Origin of the sequence: Solibacillus sp. FSL W7-1436 (assembly GCF_038007305.1) — a bacterium.
In the GTDB taxonomy this organism is placed as follows: domain Bacteria; phylum Bacillota; class Bacilli; order Bacillales_A; family Planococcaceae; genus Solibacillus.
In genome coordinates, this window is the sequence record NZ_JBBOWV010000001.1 from 2,912,919 (window position 1) to 2,934,926 (window position 22,008).

Below are 22,008 nucleotides of genomic sequence, written 5' to 3' on the forward strand. Positions count from 1 at the left end.
TATTGCATTTATTGCAAAATACAAAAAGTTCCCAATCGAAGCCTCGTTTTCTTTAATCAAACTTAAACAAGGCCGTAATATTGAATTGGTATATTAAAGGCAGGCAGAAGATGGTGCTGCCAAATAAATTGAGGAATCATTTTACTCGGTTAATCAGTGATGAAACGACTAAGACCGGGGTCAATGAAAAATCCATCCTATCAGTACAAAATACGAATTAGGAGCGATCAAGTAATGAATAAAAAACAAATGGACTCTAAAACAGCGAATAAAAATTTTTCTAAGAAAGTAGCGCCGCTAGTGATGTCAACATCATTTATAGCTGCATCATTTTTAGCAGCGGGTGCACCGATTTCTGCAGCGGAATTGGATACAAAAGATGTTAATACGGAATTGATTGAACACGCAAAAAATCATGGGCAGAAAGTGTCTGAATTTGCAAAGAGCCTGCCAGGTTCTCCTGAAAAAGGGAAACTAGTCAGCCAAGTTGCCCAGCAAAAAAACGAAACTACGGATGAATTAGAAGATAAACAGATAGATGATGCAACAGATGATGGTGTTGCAGAAGAGCCGGAGACACCTGTAACTGAAGAGGATGTAACAGTTGAAACACCGGCAGCTGGAGACGATCTAGCTGAAGATGTAACAGAAGAACCGGCAGTACCTGTAACTGAAGATGATCAGGCAAAAGAAGGTGAACCGGAAGACTCAGAAACACCTGCAGCAGAAGAACCAGGTGAAGATTTAACGGAAGAACCGGTAGTACCTGTGACTGAAGATGATCAGGCGGAAGAAGGTGAAACGGAAGAGTTAGAGATACCTGCAGCTGAAGAACCAGCTGAAGATGTAACGGAAAAACCGGCAGAACCTGTGACTGAAGATGATCAGACGGAAGCAGGTGAACCGGAAGAAACAGAAACACCTGTAGCTGAAGAACCAGCTGAAGATGTAACGGAAGAACCGGCAGTACCTGTAACTGAAGATGATCAGACGGAAGCAGGTGAACCGGAAGACTCAGAAACACCTGCAGCAGAAGAACCGACAGAAGATGTAACGGAAGAACCGGCAGCACCTGTTACTGAAGATGATCAAACGGAAGAAGCAACAGAAGATGACTTTACTACATGGGTAGAAGAATCTTATCAATTTATTGATAATAGTTACCAAAGCTTAATTACCTACTACCAAACACATATTGAACAATATTTAAGTAATTTCGATTATGATCAAACTAATGAACAAACTGAACATGTTCCAGTGATTGATGAAGCAACTGATGTTTCTTTAGAAAATGTTGAAACAGTACCAGTAACTGCAGAAGATACAGTTCAAGATATCCCGGTTGAAAATACAGCGCTGCCAGCTGAAACTGATGAAAATCTGGAAACACCGGCAGATGGAGAAACTGGAGAGCTTCCTTCTAATGAACAAACTGAAAATGTTCCGGTGATTGATGAAGCAACTGATATTTCTTCTGATAATATTGAAACAGTACAAGCAACTGTAGAGGAAGGTACAGCTCAAGATATCCCGGTTGAAAATACAGCTTTACCAGCTGAAACTGATGAAAGCCTGGAATCTGCAGTAGATGTAAATACTGAAGAGCATGCTGTTTCAGAACCGGTGCAAGAATCTGTACAAACTGAGCCGGAAGAAATTAGTGTTGATCCTGAGCCTGAACAAAGCCAAAATGAAAAAATCGCATTAAAAGATAAAGTGGTTGGTTACTATCAAGACCTTGTCGCATCATTCTCTAACTTTTTAAGCTTCCTAAAATAAGAAGGGCAATGTGAAAATAATCAAATAACAATGAGTGAAAGCTTGGAAAGCCTTGAAATATGAGGTTTTTCCAAGCTTTTTATTATGGAGAATCGAATCTGTAGTGAATAAAATCACTGGTATGCAATAAATAAATCATGAATATTGATATATATTTATTGAATTACGATAAATAATGTATTAAGATCAATATTGAAAATAAATAAATGAGGTGCGATTTATGGAAAAAGTAACTACGTTGTTTTTAAAGGTTGCTGTTGTTTTTTTAGGGATTCCTGTTTTGGCGCTATGTATCTTTTTAGTACCTGAGCTGGCGAATGTAGCATCAAAATTGCTTCCGGATTTTGCTTTCGTAAAATATTTTGTTTACATCGTTTTAGATGTTTCGGCAATTCCGTACTTCTTTGCTTTGTACCAGGCTTTCCTGCTTTTACGCTACATCGACAGTAATAAAGCGTTCTCAAATTTAGCTGTGAAACCTTTAAAGAAAATAAAATATTGCGCCATAGTAATCAGTGTTTTACATGTATTAGTTTTGCCGCTGTTTTATGTGTTTGCAGAATTGGATGACGCGCCGGGAGTTATCTTTGTCGGATTAATTGTTCCCTTTGCTTCATTGGTAATTGCAGTTTTTGCCGCTGTTCTTCAAAAACTTTTACAAGAAGCAATCAATATTAAATCTGAAAATGATTTAACGGTCTGAGGTGAATAACAATGGCAATTATAATTAATATTGATGTAATGTTGGCAAAAAGAAAAATGAGCGTAACAGAACTTTCGGAAAAGGTTGGGATCACGATGGCTAACCTTTCTATATTGAAGAACGGAAAAGCAAAGGCAATCCGGTTAACAACATTAGAAGCCATATGTAAGGCGCTGGATTGTCAGCCTGGAGATATTTTAGAATACAAAAGTGATGAAGAGTATTAACGATTACAGCGGAAATTTTTATGACAAAAATTAAGGGAGGGAAAGCAATGGAGAGTAATAATTTGGTTATTGAAAATATTAATAGGCCCGATGTACTTGAGCGAATGTATAGAAAAGACCCGAAAGCTTTTGCCAAGTCATTCAAACAGGCATGGGAACTAAACTCTGATTCTCCAATTTTGCATGTTTGGAATGAAAGATTGAATTTCAGCGAAAAGGAAAATACTAAAAAGTCTGAGTCATTTCAAAATGGATTTTTCTTCATGGGTATATTAGCGATCATGGCAGGGGTATGTACAAGAATTATATTCCATTTTGTCGAACAGGAAGCTATTGCTCCGATTAATCTGGCATTTGGCGTTATTCCTTTTATTGCTGCCTACTTTGTTTACAAGCATTCTCCTAAAAGAAGTGTCATTTATTCGTTAGTGGCAATGTTCCTCGTTTCAGGAATTTATTTGAATATGCTGCCATTAAATTTCAACGACGACAGCATTATTTTAGCGTATTTACATTTTCCGATTTTCTTATGGGTCCTGTTAGGTCTCGCATATACAGGAAATGATTATTTGAATAGCCGTGCAAGACTAGCTTATATTAAATTTAATTTGGAATATGGGATTCTGTATGCCAGCATGGCAGTTAGCGGGATGTTTCTTGCATTGTTAACGTTGCAGTTATTCAGCTTCATCGGCTTGAACATTGAGGACTTCTATTTTAGCAATATCGTTTTATTTGGAGCAGCGGCACTTGCAGTTGTAGGTGTACATCTCGTATCAATGAATTTGAAGCTTGCCAAAAATGTAACCCCGTTTATAGCAAAAATTTTCAGTCCGTTAGTTTTAATTACATTGCTTGTCTATCTCGTAACACTCCTAACGGTCGGAAAAAATCCATTTGTGGACCGCGATTTCCTGATCGCTTTCAACGGCATACTTCTTGGCGTACTGGCTGTTACAATATTCTCTATCACCGAGAAAGACCCGGACGATAAAAAGAGCATCTTCGACTATATCAATTTCGCTTTAATCGTTGTTGCACTCATCATTGACAGTGTTGCATTATCGGCGATTATGTTCAGACTAACTTCCTATGGTATTACACCAAATCGTCTTGCTGTTTTAGGGGTAAATATACTGATCTGTGCCAATCTGATATGGATTATGATTTCCTATATGCGTTATCTGCAAATCAAATCCGGTCCAAATGCTATCCAAAACTCCGTTACAAAGTTTCTGCCGGTATACGGATTATGGGCAGCTTTCGTTATATTTACTTTTCCTGTAATTTTTTGATTAAAAGGTTGTTTAGAAATTCCCAATTGCCGCATTCTATAATGGTGTGGCGGGATAGTCCGATTTCTCCTTCACAATGAGGGGGAAATTGGGCTTTTAATTTTGCGGATAAGTATAGTAACATCTGAGTAATAGAAGGGGAGTTATGAGAAATAAACAGCGGTAGTTTTTTGAAATCTTTGACTGCTGGAATATTAAATAAAAGAATGGGTGCGATATAACAAAATGAAGATAAATCAACTAATTGCAAACAACATTTATAAATTAGATACAGTAGTGCCAGTCGATCAATCGTTAGGAATTGCTGGTCTTTCCGGATCTGGTAAAACAACTTTTTGTCAAACGATCGGGGAAGAGTCCAAGAAACGGCTAGTTTCATTATTGCCAAAGTCCGAATATCAATATTTATTCCCTAATATAATGGAAACGAATTTTAGTGCTATTAAAATGGAAGAAATGCCGTTAGTACTTTTTCTCGGGAAGTCGTCCATATCCTCCAACCCGCGTTCAACTATTGGTACACATACTGGCGTGTTTAAAGAGATTCGCGATGTTTTCGCTAAAAACTTTGACCTCTCTCCCGAAGTGTTTTCGTTTAACAATGAACTAGGGTGGTGTTCTTCGTGTAAAGGACGCGGTACGACTAAGAACATTGAATGTAAAAAGTGTGAAGGAAAACGCTATAATCCGGAGGTTCTTCAAAAAAGAATCGACTTATTAAATCAACCACATAATATAGCCGATATTAACGACTTAAGTATTGAATCCATTTTTGCATTAAAAGAAGTGTTACATATTATTGAAGAGAAACAACATATTCTTAAAAATCTTATCAATATGAACATTGGTTACTTAACGTTAAATCGTATAATGGGCACATTATCAGGGGGAGAATTAACGCGACTTTACTTGGCTGAATTTATGGCTACAAGTGAAAATACCGTTATTATCATCGATGAAATCTCTGTAGGTCTTGATCATCAAACATTACTGAAAATTTTAGAGCAAATAAAACAACTAGGTTACAAAAATCAAAATTGGCTCATTGATCATTCAGACACAGTGCTCAATGTTACGGGAGAGCAGGTATTTTTCGGGCCAGGCAGCGGAAAATACGGCGGAAAAATTTTAGAAGAATCACCTCGTCCTAAACCAATTAATTATGAACTGAATAAGGCAATACCAACAGAATACTATCATTTTAAGGAGTTATATAGCCGCAATATTCAAATGGCTGAAATTCAGATTCCTAAAAATAGAATTGTTACTTTTACGGGAGAATCCGGATGTGGTAAATCTACACTAGTCAATGAGTGTATAGCTAAGGATTTTCTGAAAAGATATCCAAAAGATAAAATTGTAATGGTCGGACAAAACCGGAACCAATCGATTACAAGCCGATCAACTGTAGCCACTTTTCTGGATATTAAAAGAAAAATAACGAGGTATAGTGAAGAAATTGAGGATATTTTTCAGCGCTCGATCGAAGATATTATTGAGGAATTGCCTGAAGGAGACATTACTCATAAACGCTTGAGCCTGTTAATCAAACTTGGTCTTGGTTATTTGACATTGGAAAGAAAAACCCAGTCTTTATCGAATGGCGAATTCCAATGTGTCCATTTAGTTTCCGAGCTATTTGCTAATTCTAAAAATCCACATACATTATTTATTTTTGATGAGCCTTCAAAAGGTTTGTCGCAAAATATTTTAAATCAATTCATTGATAGTATAAGAGCCATACTTCAAGATGAATCTGTTTCGATCATAATGATTGAACACAATTCATATATGCTGAAAAACTCCGATTTTATCGTTGATTTTGGAAAAAGAAAAATTGAACCAGTCAAACATCTAGATGTAATGAGTCATGATGATTATTATCGCGGGCAAAACAGCGCGAATAGCATCCCGGATCAAATCCCTTCAGCTGTCAACCAACAAAATGGTGTTCATTATTTAAAAGAAAATCATATTGCCTATTTCAAAAATGCAGAAAATATTTACAAAGGCGGAATTCTAAAAAGTTTATCATCAATGGCCCGTTTAATTTATGGTGAATACGAGTCTTCTACAATAGCTCCGGTCATTGCGATTGATCTTGAACGTCAATTATATAGTCAATATAGTTTTCTATATGAAATGGGTGGAGTGATCAATCATATTGTAGCCGCGCATCCAACAAATAAAGATACGAGAAGCTTCGATTTCTATCATCAAGACAACCATTGTCCAAGCTGCTCTGGCCGCCGTGTTATTGAAAAATTTAATTTTGATGTTGTTGTTCAGGACAAGACGGTTCCATTTTGGGAGGGCTTATTACATCCGGACGTCATGGAAGTATTGAAGTATTATAAATACTCGAAATTGGAATTCCTTTTTGAAGAAATCAAGAACGAACTTGGTCAGGATATAAGTAAAAGTTATAACGACATGACAGAAGCTGAAAGGGACACTTTTTTATACGGGTATTGGGAAAACTCTTTCTATGATAAAGCGGATAAGGCACGAAGAACATGGCAAGGTTTTAACCAAATTATCGGGATGTATATGTTTATTTCAAAATCACCTATTAAAGAGCTTATGAAACAGTCGAAAGAAATGATTACATGTCCGGTTTGTAAAGGCACTGTGCTGAATCATCACAAACAGCTTAAGTATGGTGATACAGATATTCGTGAGATTATAAAGCAGCCGCTTGATGAAGTAATAAATACTTTAGGTCCGTTACCGATACTGGACAAATTAAAATCAATTGTTGGCGGAGATATGGTTTTAACTGAAGATGTCTCTTTACTGCCCCGGGAAACCCAAGTGGCACTGAAGTTGTTTGAAATCGAAGTGGCAAGTTTTGCGCAATATGAAGTAGTTCTGCAAAATGCCCTGCCATTTTGGGATAGCATTAAAGGTCATATTGATGTTATCGGTAGAAATAACCGCGTTACCATTTGTGATTTTGACAATATCAATGAAACGAGAGAAACGATCATTGACAAGTACTTTACGAATGGAAAGTACAAAAAACTAACATATGTTTATGAAGCATTCGGTTACAAAAAACTTGTTACGCAAATAAACAAAATCAGGAAAAGCAATCCTTGCCCTTTCTGTAAAGGGAAGAAAGCACTGTCTGAAGATGGACTGCACGATGGGGTCTCAAAGTTAACAATTCCATGTGTAAGCTGTAATGCAAGTGGCATCAATAATGAAGGTTTGAAGGAACTGGTCGAAGGGATACAAGTGAAAATTTGGTTAGCCGGAACAGTAAGTGAAATTATTGATAACAGTCTGTATACAAAAGCTGTTGCAGAAATTCCAATTTTTAATCGAATTCGTGAATTAAATAAAAAAGAGATGATGGCTGTCTACCAATGCCTTGAGGAAAAAAATTAAAGTAACTAAAATAAAAGCAGATGACGAAGTAACTTCGTACATCTGCTTTTGTACTTTGAAGACCTAGTACACTTTAATAATAAAGCTCCCATCCAATGATTAAAGCGACAAGAAGCAATGCCGAAATACTAGAAAATGCAAAGCGTATTTTCTGACTGCGGGTTGTCGTTATTTTTTTCCAACCTGAAAATATCATCACCAGACAAATAGCTACGAATCCGATATATGCATAATTGATTCAAAAATGAATTTTCAAGGTAGAATAAGAAGCATAATTTAATGTTCTGTAAGCTAAAACAGTTATGTTGATAAAAGGTAAACTATTCGCAAAAAGCAGTAGTAGTTCCCATTTTTCTGCAACAGAAGATCGGACTGGATTTTTCCGTTTTTTTATCTTTTTGATGAACAAAATTAGTAAAACTATCAGTGTATTCAGACCACTAAAAGCTACCGCTAAGCTACTGAACAGATTCATCATCCTCATTTTTTGAGTGACGGGTAGAATATCACTTGTCGGCATTGAAATCTTTTTCACATTGCCATCATTCAACGTAACATGAAAATATACTCGATAATCATCTAAAGATTTATATAAATACGGAGCAATTTGTTCAAGTTTCATTCCAAAAGCATCTATACTGTTTGAGTCTGTCGCTTCAAAACGACCAATACTAAGTGCGCTATACATCTTGGTGAAACCTTTATAAGGCAGCCTTGCCATATAGTAACTTCCTTCAAGTTCCTGCGCATTCGGCAATGTCTGAATGTCTTCTTGAGCAGGATACTCACCGAATAGAAGAGTAGGCAAACCATAACTTAATCCGGCTTCACCTGCCTGATTCGTGAATACAATTACGCCCATATTTTCATCTTTGGAGAAAGAAAAATTGCTTGAAAAACTATCTGTATTTCCCGCATGTTCCAATACATCAACTGTATATAATCCTCTCCAAAAACCATGTGCATTTCGTGGAAAGCCGTCGTCATAAAAGTCACTAGTCGTCAGCATTTCATTTAATATTCGATTGTTTTGAAACAAAGGACTATTTGTTCCGTCTGCCGGCATAAGTGCCATCATGAATTTAGCAGCATCTGTTATTGTACCGATTGCACTTCCGGCTGGATATAAACCGATATAAATCCGTTCATTTTTCGAAATAGTAAACTCACCATCATTATTAACAATATAACCGTAAATTTCATCTCTTTTTGTTGCAACATTCGTGTTATCTTCCTGTGTCGGATGAATCGTTGTGTTCTTCATATCTAATACTGAAAAAATATGTTCATTCACGTATTCATAAAAAGGCTGTGCTGCGAGCTGTTCCACAATAAAACCGGCGAGTGCTACACCATAGTTTGAATAGGCAACGACACTTCCAGGTTCGTGCACCTGGAAAGGCTCAGTAATGTGAAGCATTTCATCTAAAGGCTTTATTTCATTTGGTGACATATAAAATAAATCTGTAAATTTTTCTTCCCACCCAGCATTATGGTGCATCAGGTTCAACATAGTAATAGGGGAATCATATTGTATTTTTGTCAGAAATCCTTCCGGCAAATACGTGCGAATGTCTTCATCTAATTTTAATTTTCCTTGTTCCACTAGCTGCATCACACTGGTCCAGACGAGAAGCTTTGTGATGGAGCCCCATTCAAATACAGTATCCGTTGTGATCTTCACCTGATTTTCAACATCAGCAAAGCCATACGTCGTATTCAGGAAAATTTCTCCGTCCTTTACAATTAGTACATTGGCTCCCGCTGTAGTCATCCCAATGTATTTAGAAGCATATTCATCCAAATATTCCTTTAACTCGGCATAAGCAATTCCTGATGGTACAGCTATGCTTTCTTTTGCAGAAGCAGCAGGTACGCAACATAGCACCAGTACTGTTAACAATAAAATTATTTTTTTATTTCCTCGCCTCCTCTATATCATCCATACATATGAAACAACTAAAATATTACATTATTAAAGCATTTAAATATGTAATTGAGCGAAGCTATCTCTATACAAAACATAATTTTTCTAATATTCTTAATATAATATAGATGATGGGGTGAAGTTATTGAAAGCAATACGTATCAATCAATTTGGAACAACTGAAAATTTAGTAGTGGAGCAAGCTCAGATAGCTACACCAGCTGAAAATGAAGTACTGGTAAACCTTTATGCAGCGGGTGTGAATCCTAGCGATGTTTATACTTCTACAGGTACATATGCGATTAAACCGAACCTGCCATATACGCCAGGCCTGGACGGGGCGGGGATTGTTGAACAAGTTGGAGAACAAGTGACAAACGTTAAAGCCGGAGACCGAGTATTTATCGCGAGTTTGCCGAGTGGTAAGTCGACTGGAACATTAGCACAACAGATTGTTTGTGAAAGCCGCTTCGTTCACCCGATTCCGGAACATATTTCGTTTGAGCAGGGAGCCGCGTTAGGAATCCCGGCACTGACAGCGTACAGAGCATTGGTAGGAAGAGCAAAAGTGAAATCAGGACAAACGGTTTTCATTCACGGAGCAAGTGGTGCAGTAGGTTTACAGGCTGTTCAAATTGCAAAAGCTTTAGGGGTAAAAGTTATTGGTACGGCAAGCCGTGATTCCGGGAAACAATTAGTAAAAGAAGCGGGCGCGGATGTTGTGCTTGATCATATTAAAGAAGAGACAATTGAAACTGTCCTTGATGCCAATGATGGCAAAGGTCCGGATGTCATTATCGAATTTCTTGCAAATGAAAATCTGCAAACCGATTTGCATATGCTAGCCAAGCACGGTGTCATCGTGATCGTCGGAAACCGCGGGGAAATTGAAATTAATCCTAGACTTGTAATGCAAAAAGAATGTGATGTACGTGGAATGGTACTGTTTAATGTGTCTGCAGAAGAACACCAGGATCTGATCTATGGTGTGGCAAAGCTGCTGGAAACAGAACAGCTAAAGCCTGTTGTAGGTTACAGTTATCCATTAGAACAGGCTGGTAAGGCATTTGATGCAGTGATCAATGGGGACCATAACGGGAAAGTAGTTGTAAAAACTCAATAATACATTTAGGGACTAGTATCTTTGTTGCTAGTCCTTTTTTATCTGACAATTCTCATAAATAAAGTAACTACTCGTGATATTATTTTGTTTATTTGCAACTATTTAACAAATAGTTAACAAAAATTGTTATGATGGTTGTATAGAAACGAGAGGGATAGGTAGCAAGTAAATGGGATTTAAAGAGGAAATGAAGCGGGAAATACGCAATGCCAAAAACGATATTGCAAAAGAAGTAGAAAAGCATTGGGTCCTGGATTTTGAAGGCCATCAAATAGAAGTCATGAATGGCATGATGGAAGAAGTTTTAAAGGTAGATGGCCAAATGATTGCACAAAATGTGCGGAAATCAATATGGTCGCATATTATACCATTTTCAACAATGAAAGGAACTTTCCAGTCAAATAGCGGTAAGACACATAAAGTGTATGTGAAAATTGGCGGCTTTGTTAAATTGAATATAACGGTGAAAGTGGATGGAAAACAGCTGCACCATGAGGCGATGAAACTGCAATTTTTACCTTGGGCAAACAAGGAGTATATCATTCCATTTCTTGAAGAACAATTCCACCATAATCAGAAGCTTATAACAAAAGATTTGCCGGATGACGAGTTTTTATATGATGAACATCATCCGAAATACGAGCCGGGTTTTGCAGATCAGCTTCATCAGGAGGCAGTTATGGCATTTTATACGAAAAAACTGATCAAGTTATTTTTAGAACAGGCCGCTAATCCGAATGATAACACACGGAAAGCAACGTACGAAAAAATTAAAGATGAGAAGGTTATCAGCTATTTCCATGAATTTCTTGAGCTGTTTACCGAAACTGAAAAAGATGAAAACCGAGTGAAAAATGAGGCGATTTGGCTGCTTGAACATGCGGCACATCGTGAAGTGGTGAAATTTGCGCTTCTCGTATTAGGGACAGTTAGATGTGAAGAATATAAGGAACGATTGAAAGTGATTGCGTTGCATGAAGAATTCACTGGAGTAGCCTTATTTGCGATAACAAATGGCACAACAAACAGTAACGAGACGGTGTGGCATATTACGCAAAATGTTTCGGGCTGGGGGAAACTGGAAGCATTGAATTTCCTTGATGCCTCAAATGAAAATATCCGGCAGTGGATATTGCAAGAGGGGCTGAAAAATACCGTGCCAGGTAATGCATCTGCTTTAATGTGTGCGGAAAAAGGAAAGCTTGATATTGAACTGCATGAAAAAATTATTTCCGGGAAAATATTTGACAGTGCAGGGTCAATTATATTAGCTCTTTTATACGAAGGAGCTTATCAAACAATGGATGAATATGAATATGCAGGTCAAGTACTGATGCGCTATACTCATCATGCAAAAACACATTGCCAGACATTCAGCCAATTTTTCATTTTGACCCAAATTCATGAGTACTTGCAATACGATGAAGAAACATGGGAAGATCGCTTTTCTTCTAACTGGAAACCGCATGAAAAGCGTACAGTAGAAGAAAACATCAAAGAGATTGCACAAAATCCATTATGGCTGCAGGAAGCAATGGAAATACTGCAAAACGACCAGGAGAATGGGGAGAAGGCGTTAGCAGTAGCCATATTTTATGAAGCAGATATTGCGGACATCGTATTCGAAAAGTTAAAGAATCATCCTGACGACGTTCAATATTATTATGCATTATTTGCCGCAAAGGATCCGCAAATTATCGAACGGCTAATAGGGATCACGCGTTCTTTTGGAGATTTTAATGAACTGACGCAAGATCAGAAAGTTGTGGTTATATCTCTTATTGAAGAATTGGAAGAATATAATGGGATTGGTCTGGAATTCATAGGGCAAGCATTAAAAACTGCTGACGGCCATTTGCAGTATTTAGCGATTCAGACATTGCATTCGTTCGATCGGGCGAATTGGCAAGGTACGGAAATCGGACAGTTGGTTGGGCGTTATGCAAAGGAAGCAAAAGATCCGGATGTGAAGGAAATCGCTAAGCAATTGCTTGCGATAAATGAATAGGCTACGCTGTTTGAAAATTCGAAGTGCTAGTAGAGGCTTCGAATTTTTTTGCGCTTGTAGGGCGTCTATTCAAATGTTTACTGACAAGTACAGAGGGAATATTTTCTATAAGTCAAGTTATAAAGGAGTTTGATTATGCTAAATCATACAAAACAATACATCAATGGGGAATGGGTTGACTCTACTGGAGCAGATACGATTGAAGTGATTAACCCTGCGACAGAGGAAGTAGTAGGTAAGATTAGCAGCGGAACGAAAGAAGATGTGAATCGAGCAGTCCAGGCGGCGAAGGAGGCATTCCCTTCCTTTTCAAAACTGTCAGTGGATGAGCGAATCAAGCTTTTAGAAGCTATAGCTGAAGAATATGAAAATCGTAAAGACGATCTAGTGAAAATAATGACAGCTGAATTAGGTGCACCTATTACGAAATCGGAGGAAATCCATTATAAGATGGGGCTAACGCACTTTAAAGAGGCGGCTGAACAGTTGAAAACGTTTAAGTTTACCGAAGAAAGAGAAAAATCATATATTCAAAAAGAACCGATTGGTGTAGCAGGACTCATTACACCGTGGAACTTCCCGACAAATCAGATTTCCACAAAGCTTGCAAGTGCATTGGCAGCCGGTTGTACAATGGTAGTAAAACCGGCTTCCCAAACACCATTTGCTGCAGTCATTCTGGCGGAAATTCTGGATAAAGCGGGTGTTCCGAAAGGCGTATTTAATCTTGTCAACGGTTCGGGTTCAACAGTAGGTGAAGCCATCAGTACTCATCCGGATGTGGACATTGTCTCCTTTACCGGATCAGGTGAAGTCGGCAGCGGATTAATGAAGAATGCTGCAGAAGATATTAAAAATATTTCATTGGAACTTGGCGGCAAATCACCTTTCGTTATTTTAAAAGATGCAGATGTAAAAGAAGCAGCGAAAACTGCATTAGGTCAAATCGCTATGAATACAGGGCAAGTATGTTCAGCTCCAACACGCATGATTGTACCGGAAGAACTGCATGATGAATTTATAGAAGCAATGAAAGAATTGGTCACGGAATTTCCGGTAGGTGATCCACTGGACGAAAATACATTTATGGGCCCCCAAGTTTCAAAAGACCAATGGGAGATCGTTCAGTCCTACATTAAAAAAGGTGAAGAAGAAGGTGCAACCATTGTGATCGGCGGCCGTGGCAGACCGGATGGAATCGATAAAGGATTCTTCTCCAAGATAACGGTATTCACGGATGTGAAAAACGATATGACAATTGCTCAAGAGGAAATTTTTGGTCCGGTTATGTCGGTCATCAAATATAAGGATTTAGACGAAGCTATTGATATTGCCAATGATACGATTTATGGACTTGCCGGTTATGTATTCGGAAATGATAAAGAAGAACTGAAGAAAGTTGCTCTATCAATCCGCGCTGGGCAAATCCGTATTAACAATAGTGAAACAGATCGTTCTGCACCATTTGGCGGATTTAAACACTCCGGTATTGGCCGTGAATGGGGCGATTATGGTATCGAGGAATTTCTTGAGCCAAAAGCAATTATGGGAATGCCGCTTTAATTTGAAAGCTGTCCAAGTATCAGGAACTTGGGCAGCTTTTTTCTTTTTGAGGAACAATGACTGAATTTTATTAGAACAGTTGGGGGATATATTAGAAGAAGTGTGCTGGTTATTTGAAGATTCGAGGAAGATATTAGAAGAGTTGGTCCTCTTATTAGAAGAAACATAAAATTTATTAGAACTTCGGAATTTTATTAGAACAAATAAAAATATATTAGCAGATTTCAGAATTTATTAGAAAATGTGGAACCGTACCGAGTTTATTGCGCAAATAATTAAAAGTTATCCACAAGTAAGTAACTATTTCCGGAATTATTGCGCGGGAAATTTTTGAATTATCTGACTTTAATTCAATGGTATCGGTAGGTTGCAGTGAAGCATTCCTTCAATAAAAAAAGCATCGAGAATAAATTTCCCGATGCCCTAGCCAATAAAATATTACTCTTTTGCCGCTAAATCTTCAATTGAATCAATATCCATATATGTCGGGACAACAAATCCGATTCGCGCACCTTTTAAGTTTTCGCCTAAATCAATGAAGTCATCTTTATGCTTTTCATAAAATGATTCATGTGTAATCGGCAGCCAAGGAGCTAATGAAATATCACCATTTCCTGTAGAAATTGCTTGGAACATTATTGCCGGGTCAACTGGAGTAATCTCAGCTTCAAAACCATGCTGTTCCAAGATGGCTTCGATGACATGTGATGATGCATCTTCGGTGTCCCAAGGAGTAGAAATAATACTTATTTCTTCGCCGTTACCTTCCTCAACCCCTGAAGTCCATTCTTCGATCGTTTCCGAATTTTCTTCCACCCACTTGCTCGCAGCTTCTTTAAAATTCGAATTTTGCGCTTCTGTCATAACAGTTTCCATATCTTCAGGTTCCCAATAAAAACGGTCTACTATTGTATAGGCGTTCGGGAAATCTTCCTTAAAACCTTTACGGACAATTGTATTGATATTTTCGATTTCGCCTAAAGATTTTTTAGGATCCTCCAAATATTTTAAATCATATTTCGCAAACATCCAGTGAGGATTCCAGCCTGTGATAATAATCGGTTCTTCATTTTTAAATGCTTTATCCAATTCACCCAACATACCGGCTGTTGAACTTTCTGTAAGGTTCCAGTCATTTAGATTTTCATAATCTTGTAAAGCTTTGTTTGCCAATTCCATTGTCCCGCTTCCCGGTTCAATGCCATTGATCGTGTAATTTAATTTTTCTTCTATTGTAGCACTGCTATCGTCCTGATTATTACAACCAGCTAAAAGCAGGCCAGTTACTGCAACTGAAAATATACCCAATTTTTTAAAATGCATAGTACGCTCCCTTTTCTCTTTTATAAAGAAACAACTTATGTTATTTTTAGAGTTGTTACTTACTTACTTGATAGATTATTAACTAAATCATTATTTTTGTCAATTCAAGATTTAACTAGAAAAGTTATTTGCATATAAAGAATCAGATAGAATCCGTTAAATATTACATAAATTTATTCAAAATTACGGGGTGAATACTTTTATTACAAAACTGCCGGCTATATGTCTCGGTTGTTACGTTTTTGAAAAAATGGGGTATATAAATAAAGTATTTTATCAAAATAGGGAAATACGATAATTCATGGGAAAAGGAATGAGCACTATGCTACATATCGAAAACTTACGCAAAGTATACCGTGGCGGGAAAGTGGCCGTTGATAACTTGACTCTTGATATTAAAAAAGGGGAATTTATTGCATTTATTGGTACGAGCGGTAGTGGTAAAACGACGGCTCTCCGTATGCTGAATCGCATGGTAGAGCCTACTAGCGGGACGATTTCAATAAACGGAAAAGAGATTACGAAGATGAATCCGGTCACTCTTAGGAGAAGTATCGGCTACGTCATTCAGCAGATTGGTTTAATGCCGCATATGACGATTCGTGAAAATATTACGCTTGTACCACGGCTGCTTCAGTGGTCAAAAGAGAAGCGTGATGAAACGGCAAAGTATCTCATATCGTTGGTCAATTTACCTGAAACATATTTGGACTATTATCCATCCCAGCTTTCGGGCGGGCAGCAGCAGCGGATTGGTGTAATTCGTGCCCTTGCCGCTGAGCAGGACATCATTTTGATGGACGAGCCGTTCGGTGCACTTGATCCGATTACACGCGATACATTACAGGACTTAATTAAAGAGCTCCAAAAAACACTGGATAAAACAATAATCTTTGTTACGCATGATATGGATGAGGCGATTAAACTTGCGGATCGCATTGCTATTATGCATGATGGAAAGCTGGTGCAATTTGATACTCCTGATAATATAATAGCGGATCCGGCCAATGACTTTGTAAAAGAATTCATAGGTTCCCATCGTTTAATACAGCAAAAGCCGAATGTGAAAACGGTAGATGAAGTGATGATTAAGCCGGTTTCAATTACGGTTGAACGCAGTTTGGACGAGGCGATACGCTTAATGGTCAAATCTCGCGTCGATACGCTGTTTGTTACAGATGGCCAAAATCGATTACTCGGTTTTTTAACAGTCGAAAGTTTAACAGGAAATGCGCGCACGAAAAAAAGTGTATCGGAAGTATATAATCGGGATGTTATTTTCATGAAGACGGGTTCCAAACTACAGGATACAGTTCGCCGTATTTTAAATCTCAATTTGAACAATATTCCGGTTGTTGACGATCAGCAGCATCTTATTGGCCTTATTACCCGTGCGAACATCGTAGATATTGTATACGACTCGATTTGGGGAGAAGAGGAACAGGAGCTGATGGATGCATGATAGGCTTTTTTACGGAAAACAGTGCCGATATTTTACTCAAAACATGGGAGCACTTCTACATATCTTTTAGCGCTCTATTATTAGGAGTGGTCATTGCCGTTCCTCTCGGCATATTGTTATCGAAAACGAAAAAAATTGCAAAAATCGTTCTAACAGTTACAAGTGTCCTGCAAACGGTACCGTCACTTGCTCTTTTAGCAATTATGATTCCTTTTTTAGGTGTAGGTAAAGTGCCGGCAATCTTTGCTTTATGTATCTATTCTTTACTGCCGATATTGAATAATACGTTTATTGGGATGCAATCTGTTAATCAAAATATTAAAGCGGCGGGTACAGCAATGGGCATGACACCGATGCAATCGATGCGAATGGTAGAATTACCTCTTGCGATGCCGATTATTATGTCAGGCATCCGCTTATCCGCAGTATACGTTATTTCCTGGGCGACACTAGCATCATATATTGGTGCTGGCGGACTGGGGGATTTTATTTTTAATGGACTGAATTTATATAAAACAGAGCTCATAGTAGGAGGGGCATTGTTGGTAACTGCTTTAGCCCTGCTCGTAGACTTCCTGTTAAGTCGTTTTGAACGGTTCATGATTCCAAAAGGGCTTCGTATGCAAGGAGGTCGAACATCATGAAAAAATTGATAGTAATATTCCTGGTCACAATTTTACTAAGCGCCTGCAGCAATGAAGCAAATGACAAAATCCGAATTGGTTCAGTTGTAACAACCGAAAGTCAGATTATCGCTTATATTGTGAAAGGAATGCTTGAATATTACACCGATGAAGAAGTGGAACTAATAAATAATTTAGGGTCATCCGTTGTCCTTCATCAGGCGATGCTGAATGGCGATGCGAATATTTCAGCTGTGCGCTATACAGGGACGGATTTAACAGGGACGCTGAAACAAGAGCCGATAAGCGATCCGCAAAAGGCTTTGGCAGCTGTTCAACGATTATTTCAGGATGAGTTTCAAATGACGTTTTTCGATTCATACGGTTTTAATAATACGTATGCTTTTATGGTGACACAGGAAACAGCCAAACAATACGGATTAGAAAAGATCAGTGATTTGAAGGACATAGCTTCTGAATTACAAGTCGGCGTTGATACATCATGGATGAACCGTGAAGGTGATGGTTATGAAGGCTTTGTAGAAACTTACGGCTTTGACTTCGGACGTGTTTTCCCGATGCAGATCGGGCTTGTTTATAATGCTGTTTCGCAAAACGAAGTAGATGTCGTGCTAGGTTACACTACCGATGGACGTATCGCTTCTTATGATTTAGTTGTTTTAGAAGATGATCTGCAATTTTTCCCTCCATATGATGCGTCCCCATTTGCAGACACAGATTTACTGGAGGAAAAGCCTGAAGTAAGAAAGGCTCTGCAGCGACTGGTCGGAAAAATTTCCACAGAAGAAATGCAAAGGCTGAACTTCCTCGCTGACAATAATTTAATTGAACCGGCAGTTGTTGCTGAGGAATTCCTAAAGGAACACGATTATTTTTCAGGAGATGATACACCATGACAGATATGACACAGCTATCGGTAGTTGAACAATTTTTCTTTTATATGAGAGAAAATGGTTCTTATGTATTTTCACAATTTCTCGCACATTTTCAGTTGTCTGTGTATGGTGTATTGCTTGCATCCATAATAGGTATTCCAATAGGGATTTGGATTTCGAAATTTCCGAAGGCTTCAGGACCGGTCATTACTCTTGCTAATATTATTCAAACGATTCCAGCGCTTGCATTAATGGCGATCATTATGCTCGTGTTAGGTCTCGGAAAAACGACGGTTATTGTGACTGTGTTCTTTTATTCTCTTTTGCCGATAGTTAAAAATACGTTTGTTGGTATAAGGAATATTGATCGAAGCTTAACTGATGCAGGGCGTGGGATGGGGATGACAAAAATTCAAATCCTGTATATGGTCGAGCTGCCTCTGAGCCTTTCCGTTATTATAACAGGTATTCGTATTGCCCTTGTCGTGGCGATCGGTATTGTCGCAATCGGTGCGTTTATCGGGGCAGGCGGACTTGGTGACATTATCATCCGAGGAACAAATGCTACGAGCGGAACAGCAATTATTTTGGCGGGCGCACTTCCAACCGCTATAATGGCAATTTTGGCAGATGTTTTACTGTTATGGCTCGAGAAACGACTTGATCCGACGAAACGAAAAAAATTAAGAGTTGCTGCTTAAAATAATAGAAAGTTTTAAAGAGGCCGGGACATAACTCAAAAACGCAATTTTTCTCTCAGAAAAATTGCGTTTTTTTTGCTGAACGTTAAAATTGATTTCCATTCCGGGACGCTTTCCGCTGGCGTGGCCTTACACGAACGTCTCAGGCGTCAGTGCTCCTGCCGCTTCGCTTTCGTCGCAAAATAAATTTCGCAATTCCCGCAGGAAGCTTTGCTTGTGACTGTCTCTTACGCTTTCGTCACAGAGAAAATCTTGTAGCCGACAGCTAGTGATTTAACAGTGCGAAAGGGGAAACCGTCAGCACGAACACTCGCCCTGCATTCCAATCAATTTTGTAAATATCGGTTATTTATTAATGTCTTTCCTCTTATTTAACGGTCATTCTACTTAGGTCCCGGCCTCTTTTTATTCTTTTAGGAATAATTTGAAATAAACGCCAAAATAACTGGTAATGTTTTTAAAAAGAGGTGAAGGAAGGACTTGATTTAAATGTTATTGATCAAACGGTTAGACATATGGCTGATCGGCATTGGAGATTTATAGTTATTAGGTAAATTATTACATTTTATGAAACTTAATGTAACTGTCATACGTAATATGTAATTGTAAACATATGTTTTACGAAAAAGGGTTAGGGGGATGAAGAGTGGTAACTTTTAAAAAGGCGGGTGCCATGTTAACTGCAACAGCGTTGTCTGTTGGGTTATTAGCACCAATTGCTAGTGCTTCAACAATCGGAAATGAACGAATGGAGACATTGCCGATTCAAGTCGCGCAAACAAATACAACGGTAACAAAAGATGATTTAATGAAACGTTTCCGAGAGTTATTTCCAAATGAGTTTCTAAATGTATCTGAAAAAGATTTTCGTACTGGAACAGGATACTCACATCCTACAGATTCTACAGTGCGGTATGAGCTTTATTTCTCAAAGAATATTGGTGATCAATATGAACATGGAAACTTTATTTTTGTGGGAGATACGTTAGAGTTAGAACAATTCTACTATCAGCCAATTAATACAAAGGAAGTATTGTTCCCGGCAAAATATTCTAAAGAAGAAGCGCAAAAGGCAGCGGATAAATTCATGGAAAGATTCAATAAGGGCGAGGGGTACAAGATTGTACCAAACGCATACGATTATTACTCACCATCCATTTTAACGCAGCCTGTTGAATACTCATTTATTTATGAGAAGAAAAATGCAGGTATTCCTATTTCAGATCAGACTATTAATATCCGCGTGTTAGGAGATGGCACTGTATCATCATTTTATAGAACAACCTCTCCAAAAAATAATTTCACGTATGATGATCCGTCCAAAAAACTAGATGAATCTTCCATTGCTAACCGTCTGCAAGATGCATTAAAAGCACAGTTGTCCTATACAATTGTACCGGATTATTCAACAGGGAATCCTAAAGTTAAGCTTGTTTATGAACCAAATAGCCAGGTTATGGCAGGTGTCCATGCGCAAACAGGGGAATGGTTAACTTCCGATGGGCTCTCTTCAACATTATCTGCTAAATCTATTAAACCAATTGTAGATTCGCCATTAGCGGCAAAACAGCCGAACATGACAGCAGACCAGGCACGGGTATTTGCCGAGAAATTGCTTGCAACTGATATAAAAGGTGTTCAACTGGAGATTGGAGCAGTTGAAGAAACAACATCTGAGACTGGTAAAGAAGTATTCAACATTCAATATATGTACAACTATCGCAATGGTGGAACAGGAACTGTGCTGACAATTGATAAAGCAACAGGAGAATTCATTCATTACAGTGACATTAAAAGCAATCTTGAAGTAGACACTGATGACAGTGAGCCGGAAGTGAAATTAACACAAAAACAGGCATTGGATAAAGCGATCGCTCTTGTGAAAGAATGGATACCTTCATCTGCTCACAAGTATGCATTGCCTGTAGATGATGGCTACCATGAAACTTACAATAACAGCTATAACTTTACATTCCCGCGGATCGTGAACGGCCTATCGGTAGTAGGAGACAATATCTCGGTAGGTGTCGATGCCAAAACAGGTGATTTAGTGAATGTATATATGAGCGATTATGGTGATTTGGAGTGGCCGGCAGCAACCGATATTTTATCGGAACAGGAAGCAACAAAAATGCTGAAAGATGAGTTGGAACTGAAGCTGCAATATGTGAATCATCCTAAAGTGGGGAATGAGGAACATTACAGTTTAGCATACCAACCAGTCTTCAAAGAAGGAGCATCTGCGGGCATTGATGCCAAAACGGGTGAATGGTTTGATGCATATGGAATGGCCAATGCGGACAAGCCGAAAATCGAACATCCAAAAGCTGCCGAGGAATTAAATTATTTAATTCATGCCGGTATTTTAGAAGTAGATGAAAAATTTAACCCGGATGCACCTGTCACTAAAGATGAAGCGTTGAAAATTTTACTGAAATCGGTAACATACATGTATTACAGTTCAAGATACAATGAGTTTGAAACGGCGGATGAATCATTTACTGATATAACACCAGACGATCCCTCTTATGCATTTGTCACACGTGCATTAAAAATGGGAATGCTCGATACATCTGCTAAAACATTCAATCCTAAGACAGCTCTTACAAATCAGGAACTGGCAAAATGGGTAATTGGAACACTGAAACTAAATAAACCTGCTCAACTGAGTGATATATATGAATTGAAATACAGTGATGCCGCACTAGTGGATAAGGATTTACGTGGTCATGTGGCATTAGCATATGCAATGGGATTACTTGAAGCTGAAAATAACCAGCTGAAGCCAACTAGTGAAGTCACGTATGCACAATTAGCTCAAGTGACAATTCGTTTAGCTCATAAAATGAACGAATATCAAATTGCTAACTATTAATAGCGGGTTTAGTTTAAATGAGAAAACCCTTGCCATTTAACGGCAAGGGTTTTCATATTTTATGAAGTGAAAAGTGGAGCTACGAGGACTCGTACATTGCGGAAATCATA

At 38.2% G+C, this 22,008-nt stretch carries 15 protein-coding genes; 13 read left to right on the forward strand and 2 right to left on the reverse strand.

Annotated elements, in window-relative coordinates:
- Positions 1 to 234: 234 nt before the first annotated feature.
- The 5 genes from MKX73_RS14290 to MKX73_RS14310 all read left to right on the forward strand — a co-directional run bounded on the left by MKX73_RS14290 (position 235) and on the right by MKX73_RS14310 (position 7,397).
- Positions 235 to 1,779, forward strand: a complete 1,545-nt coding sequence (locus MKX73_RS14290) for a hypothetical protein (protein WP_340718023.1) — start codon at positions 235 to 237, stop codon at positions 1,777 to 1,779.
- 220 nt (positions 1,780 to 1,999) lie between these two features.
- A complete protein-coding gene (locus MKX73_RS14295; RefSeq protein WP_340718024.1) occupies positions 2,000 to 2,482 on the forward strand; it encodes a DUF2975 domain-containing protein in 483 nt (160 codons plus the stop codon).
- A gap of 11 nt (positions 2,483 to 2,493) precedes the next feature.
- The gene (locus tag MKX73_RS14300; RefSeq protein WP_340718025.1) at positions 2,494 to 2,709 is read left to right on the forward strand and encodes a helix-turn-helix domain-containing protein; all 216 of its coding nucleotides are present in this window, start codon (positions 2,494 to 2,496) and stop codon (positions 2,707 to 2,709) included.
- Positions 2,710 to 2,756: 47 nt separating this feature from the next.
- Positions 2,757 to 4,004, forward strand: a complete 1,248-nt coding sequence (locus MKX73_RS14305) for a DUF4153 domain-containing protein (RefSeq protein WP_340718026.1) — start codon at positions 2,757 to 2,759, stop codon at positions 4,002 to 4,004.
- A 225-nt stretch (positions 4,005 to 4,229) separates the two neighbouring features.
- Positions 4,230 to 7,397 carry an ATP-binding cassette domain-containing protein gene (locus tag MKX73_RS14310; RefSeq protein ID WP_340718027.1) on the forward strand — a complete coding sequence of 1,056 codons (3,168 nt, stop codon included), beginning with the start codon at positions 4,230 to 4,232 and terminating at the stop codon, positions 7,395 to 7,397.
- Between the two features lie 238 nt (positions 7,398 to 7,635).
- Here the strand turns inward: MKX73_RS14310 and MKX73_RS14315 are convergent, their stop codons facing one another.
- Complete coding sequence (locus MKX73_RS14315; protein WP_340718028.1) at positions 7,636 to 9,300, reverse strand: serine hydrolase domain-containing protein; 1,665 nt, start codon at positions 9,298 to 9,300, stop codon at positions 7,636 to 7,638.
- 160 nt (positions 9,301 to 9,460) lie between these two features.
- On the opposite strand from MKX73_RS14315, the gene MKX73_RS14320 reads away from it, so the two are divergent.
- The 3 genes from MKX73_RS14320 (at position 9,461) to MKX73_RS14330 (ending at position 14,018) form a co-directional block, all read left to right on the forward strand.
- Positions 9,461 to 10,447: an NADPH:quinone reductase gene (locus MKX73_RS14320; RefSeq protein ID WP_340718029.1), complete on the forward strand. Its 987-nt coding sequence runs from the start codon at positions 9,461 to 9,463 to the stop codon at positions 10,445 to 10,447.
- A 169-nt stretch (positions 10,448 to 10,616) separates the two neighbouring features.
- Positions 10,617 to 12,455: a hypothetical protein gene (locus tag MKX73_RS14325; protein ID WP_340718030.1), complete on the forward strand. Its 1,839-nt coding sequence runs from the start codon at positions 10,617 to 10,619 to the stop codon at positions 12,453 to 12,455.
- Between the two features lie 135 nt (positions 12,456 to 12,590).
- Positions 12,591 to 14,018: an aldehyde dehydrogenase family protein gene (locus MKX73_RS14330; protein ID WP_340718031.1), complete on the forward strand. Its 1,428-nt coding sequence runs from the start codon at positions 12,591 to 12,593 to the stop codon at positions 14,016 to 14,018.
- 438 nt (positions 14,019 to 14,456) lie between these two features.
- On the opposite strand, the gene MKX73_RS14335 is transcribed toward MKX73_RS14330, so the two are convergent.
- Positions 14,457 to 15,341 carry a glycine betaine ABC transporter substrate-binding protein gene (locus MKX73_RS14335; protein ID WP_340718032.1) on the reverse strand — a complete coding sequence of 295 codons (885 nt, stop codon included), beginning with the start codon at positions 15,339 to 15,341 and terminating at the stop codon, positions 14,457 to 14,459.
- A gap of 322 nt (positions 15,342 to 15,663) precedes the next feature.
- Here MKX73_RS14335 and MKX73_RS14340 point away from each other — a divergent pair, with 322 nt between their 5' ends.
- From MKX73_RS14340 to MKX73_RS14360, 5 genes are all read left to right on the forward strand, one after another.
- On the forward strand, positions 15,664 to 16,803 hold the full coding sequence (locus MKX73_RS14340; RefSeq protein ID WP_340718909.1) for a betaine/proline/choline family ABC transporter ATP-binding protein: 1,140 nt from the start codon (positions 15,664 to 15,666) through the stop codon (positions 16,801 to 16,803).
- The gene (locus MKX73_RS14345) at positions 16,800 to 17,447 is read left to right on the forward strand and encodes an ABC transporter permease (RefSeq protein WP_340718033.1); all 648 of its coding nucleotides are present in this window, start codon (positions 16,800 to 16,802) and stop codon (positions 17,445 to 17,447) included. Before MKX73_RS14340 ends, MKX73_RS14345 begins: the two co-directional genes overlap by 4 nt.
- Positions 17,444 to 18,343 carry an osmoprotectant ABC transporter substrate-binding protein gene (locus tag MKX73_RS14350; protein WP_340718034.1) on the forward strand — a complete coding sequence of 300 codons (900 nt, stop codon included), beginning with the start codon at positions 17,444 to 17,446 and terminating at the stop codon, positions 18,341 to 18,343. Before MKX73_RS14345 ends, MKX73_RS14350 begins: the two co-directional genes overlap by 4 nt.
- The gene (locus MKX73_RS14355; RefSeq protein ID WP_340718035.1) at positions 18,340 to 19,023 is read left to right on the forward strand and encodes an ABC transporter permease; all 684 of its coding nucleotides are present in this window, start codon (positions 18,340 to 18,342) and stop codon (positions 19,021 to 19,023) included. The genes MKX73_RS14350 and MKX73_RS14355 overlap by 4 nt, the downstream gene beginning before the upstream one ends.
- Before the next feature lie 646 nt (positions 19,024 to 19,669).
- On the forward strand, positions 19,670 to 21,898 hold the full coding sequence (locus MKX73_RS14360; protein ID WP_340718036.1) for a YcdB/YcdC domain-containing protein: 2,229 nt from the start codon (positions 19,670 to 19,672) through the stop codon (positions 21,896 to 21,898).
- Positions 21,899 to 22,008: the final 110 nt, after the last annotated feature.

Coding starts and splice junctions, on each gene's coding strand:
- MKX73_RS14290 (WP_340718023.1), top strand. CDS start 235: ATGAATAAAAAACAAATGGACTCTAAAACAGCGAATAAAAATTTTTCT.
- MKX73_RS14295 (WP_340718024.1), top strand. CDS start 2,000: ATGGAAAAAGTAACTACGTTGTTTTTAAAGGTTGCTGTTGTTTTTTTA.
- MKX73_RS14300 (WP_340718025.1), top strand. CDS start 2,494: ATGGCAATTATAATTAATATTGATGTAATGTTGGCAAAAAGAAAAATG.
- MKX73_RS14305 (WP_340718026.1), top strand. CDS start 2,757: ATGGAGAGTAATAATTTGGTTATTGAAAATATTAATAGGCCCGATGTA.
- MKX73_RS14310 (WP_340718027.1), top strand. CDS start 4,230: ATGAAGATAAATCAACTAATTGCAAACAACATTTATAAATTAGATACA.
- MKX73_RS14325 (WP_340718030.1), top strand. CDS start 10,617: ATGGGATTTAAAGAGGAAATGAAGCGGGAAATACGCAATGCCAAAAAC.
- MKX73_RS14330 (WP_340718031.1), top strand. CDS start 12,591: ATGCTAAATCATACAAAACAATACATCAATGGGGAATGGGTTGACTCT.
- MKX73_RS14335 (WP_340718032.1), bottom strand. CDS start 15,341: ATGCATTTTAAAAAATTGGGTATATTTTCAGTTGCAGTAACTGGCCTG.
- MKX73_RS14340 (WP_340718909.1), top strand. CDS start 15,664: ATGCTACATATCGAAAACTTACGCAAAGTATACCGTGGCGGGAAAGTG.
- MKX73_RS14345 (WP_340718033.1), top strand. CDS start 16,800: ATGATAGGCTTTTTTACGGAAAACAGTGCCGATATTTTACTCAAAACA.
- MKX73_RS14350 (WP_340718034.1), top strand. CDS start 17,444: ATGAAAAAATTGATAGTAATATTCCTGGTCACAATTTTACTAAGCGCC.
- MKX73_RS14355 (WP_340718035.1), top strand. CDS start 18,340: ATGACAGATATGACACAGCTATCGGTAGTTGAACAATTTTTCTTTTAT.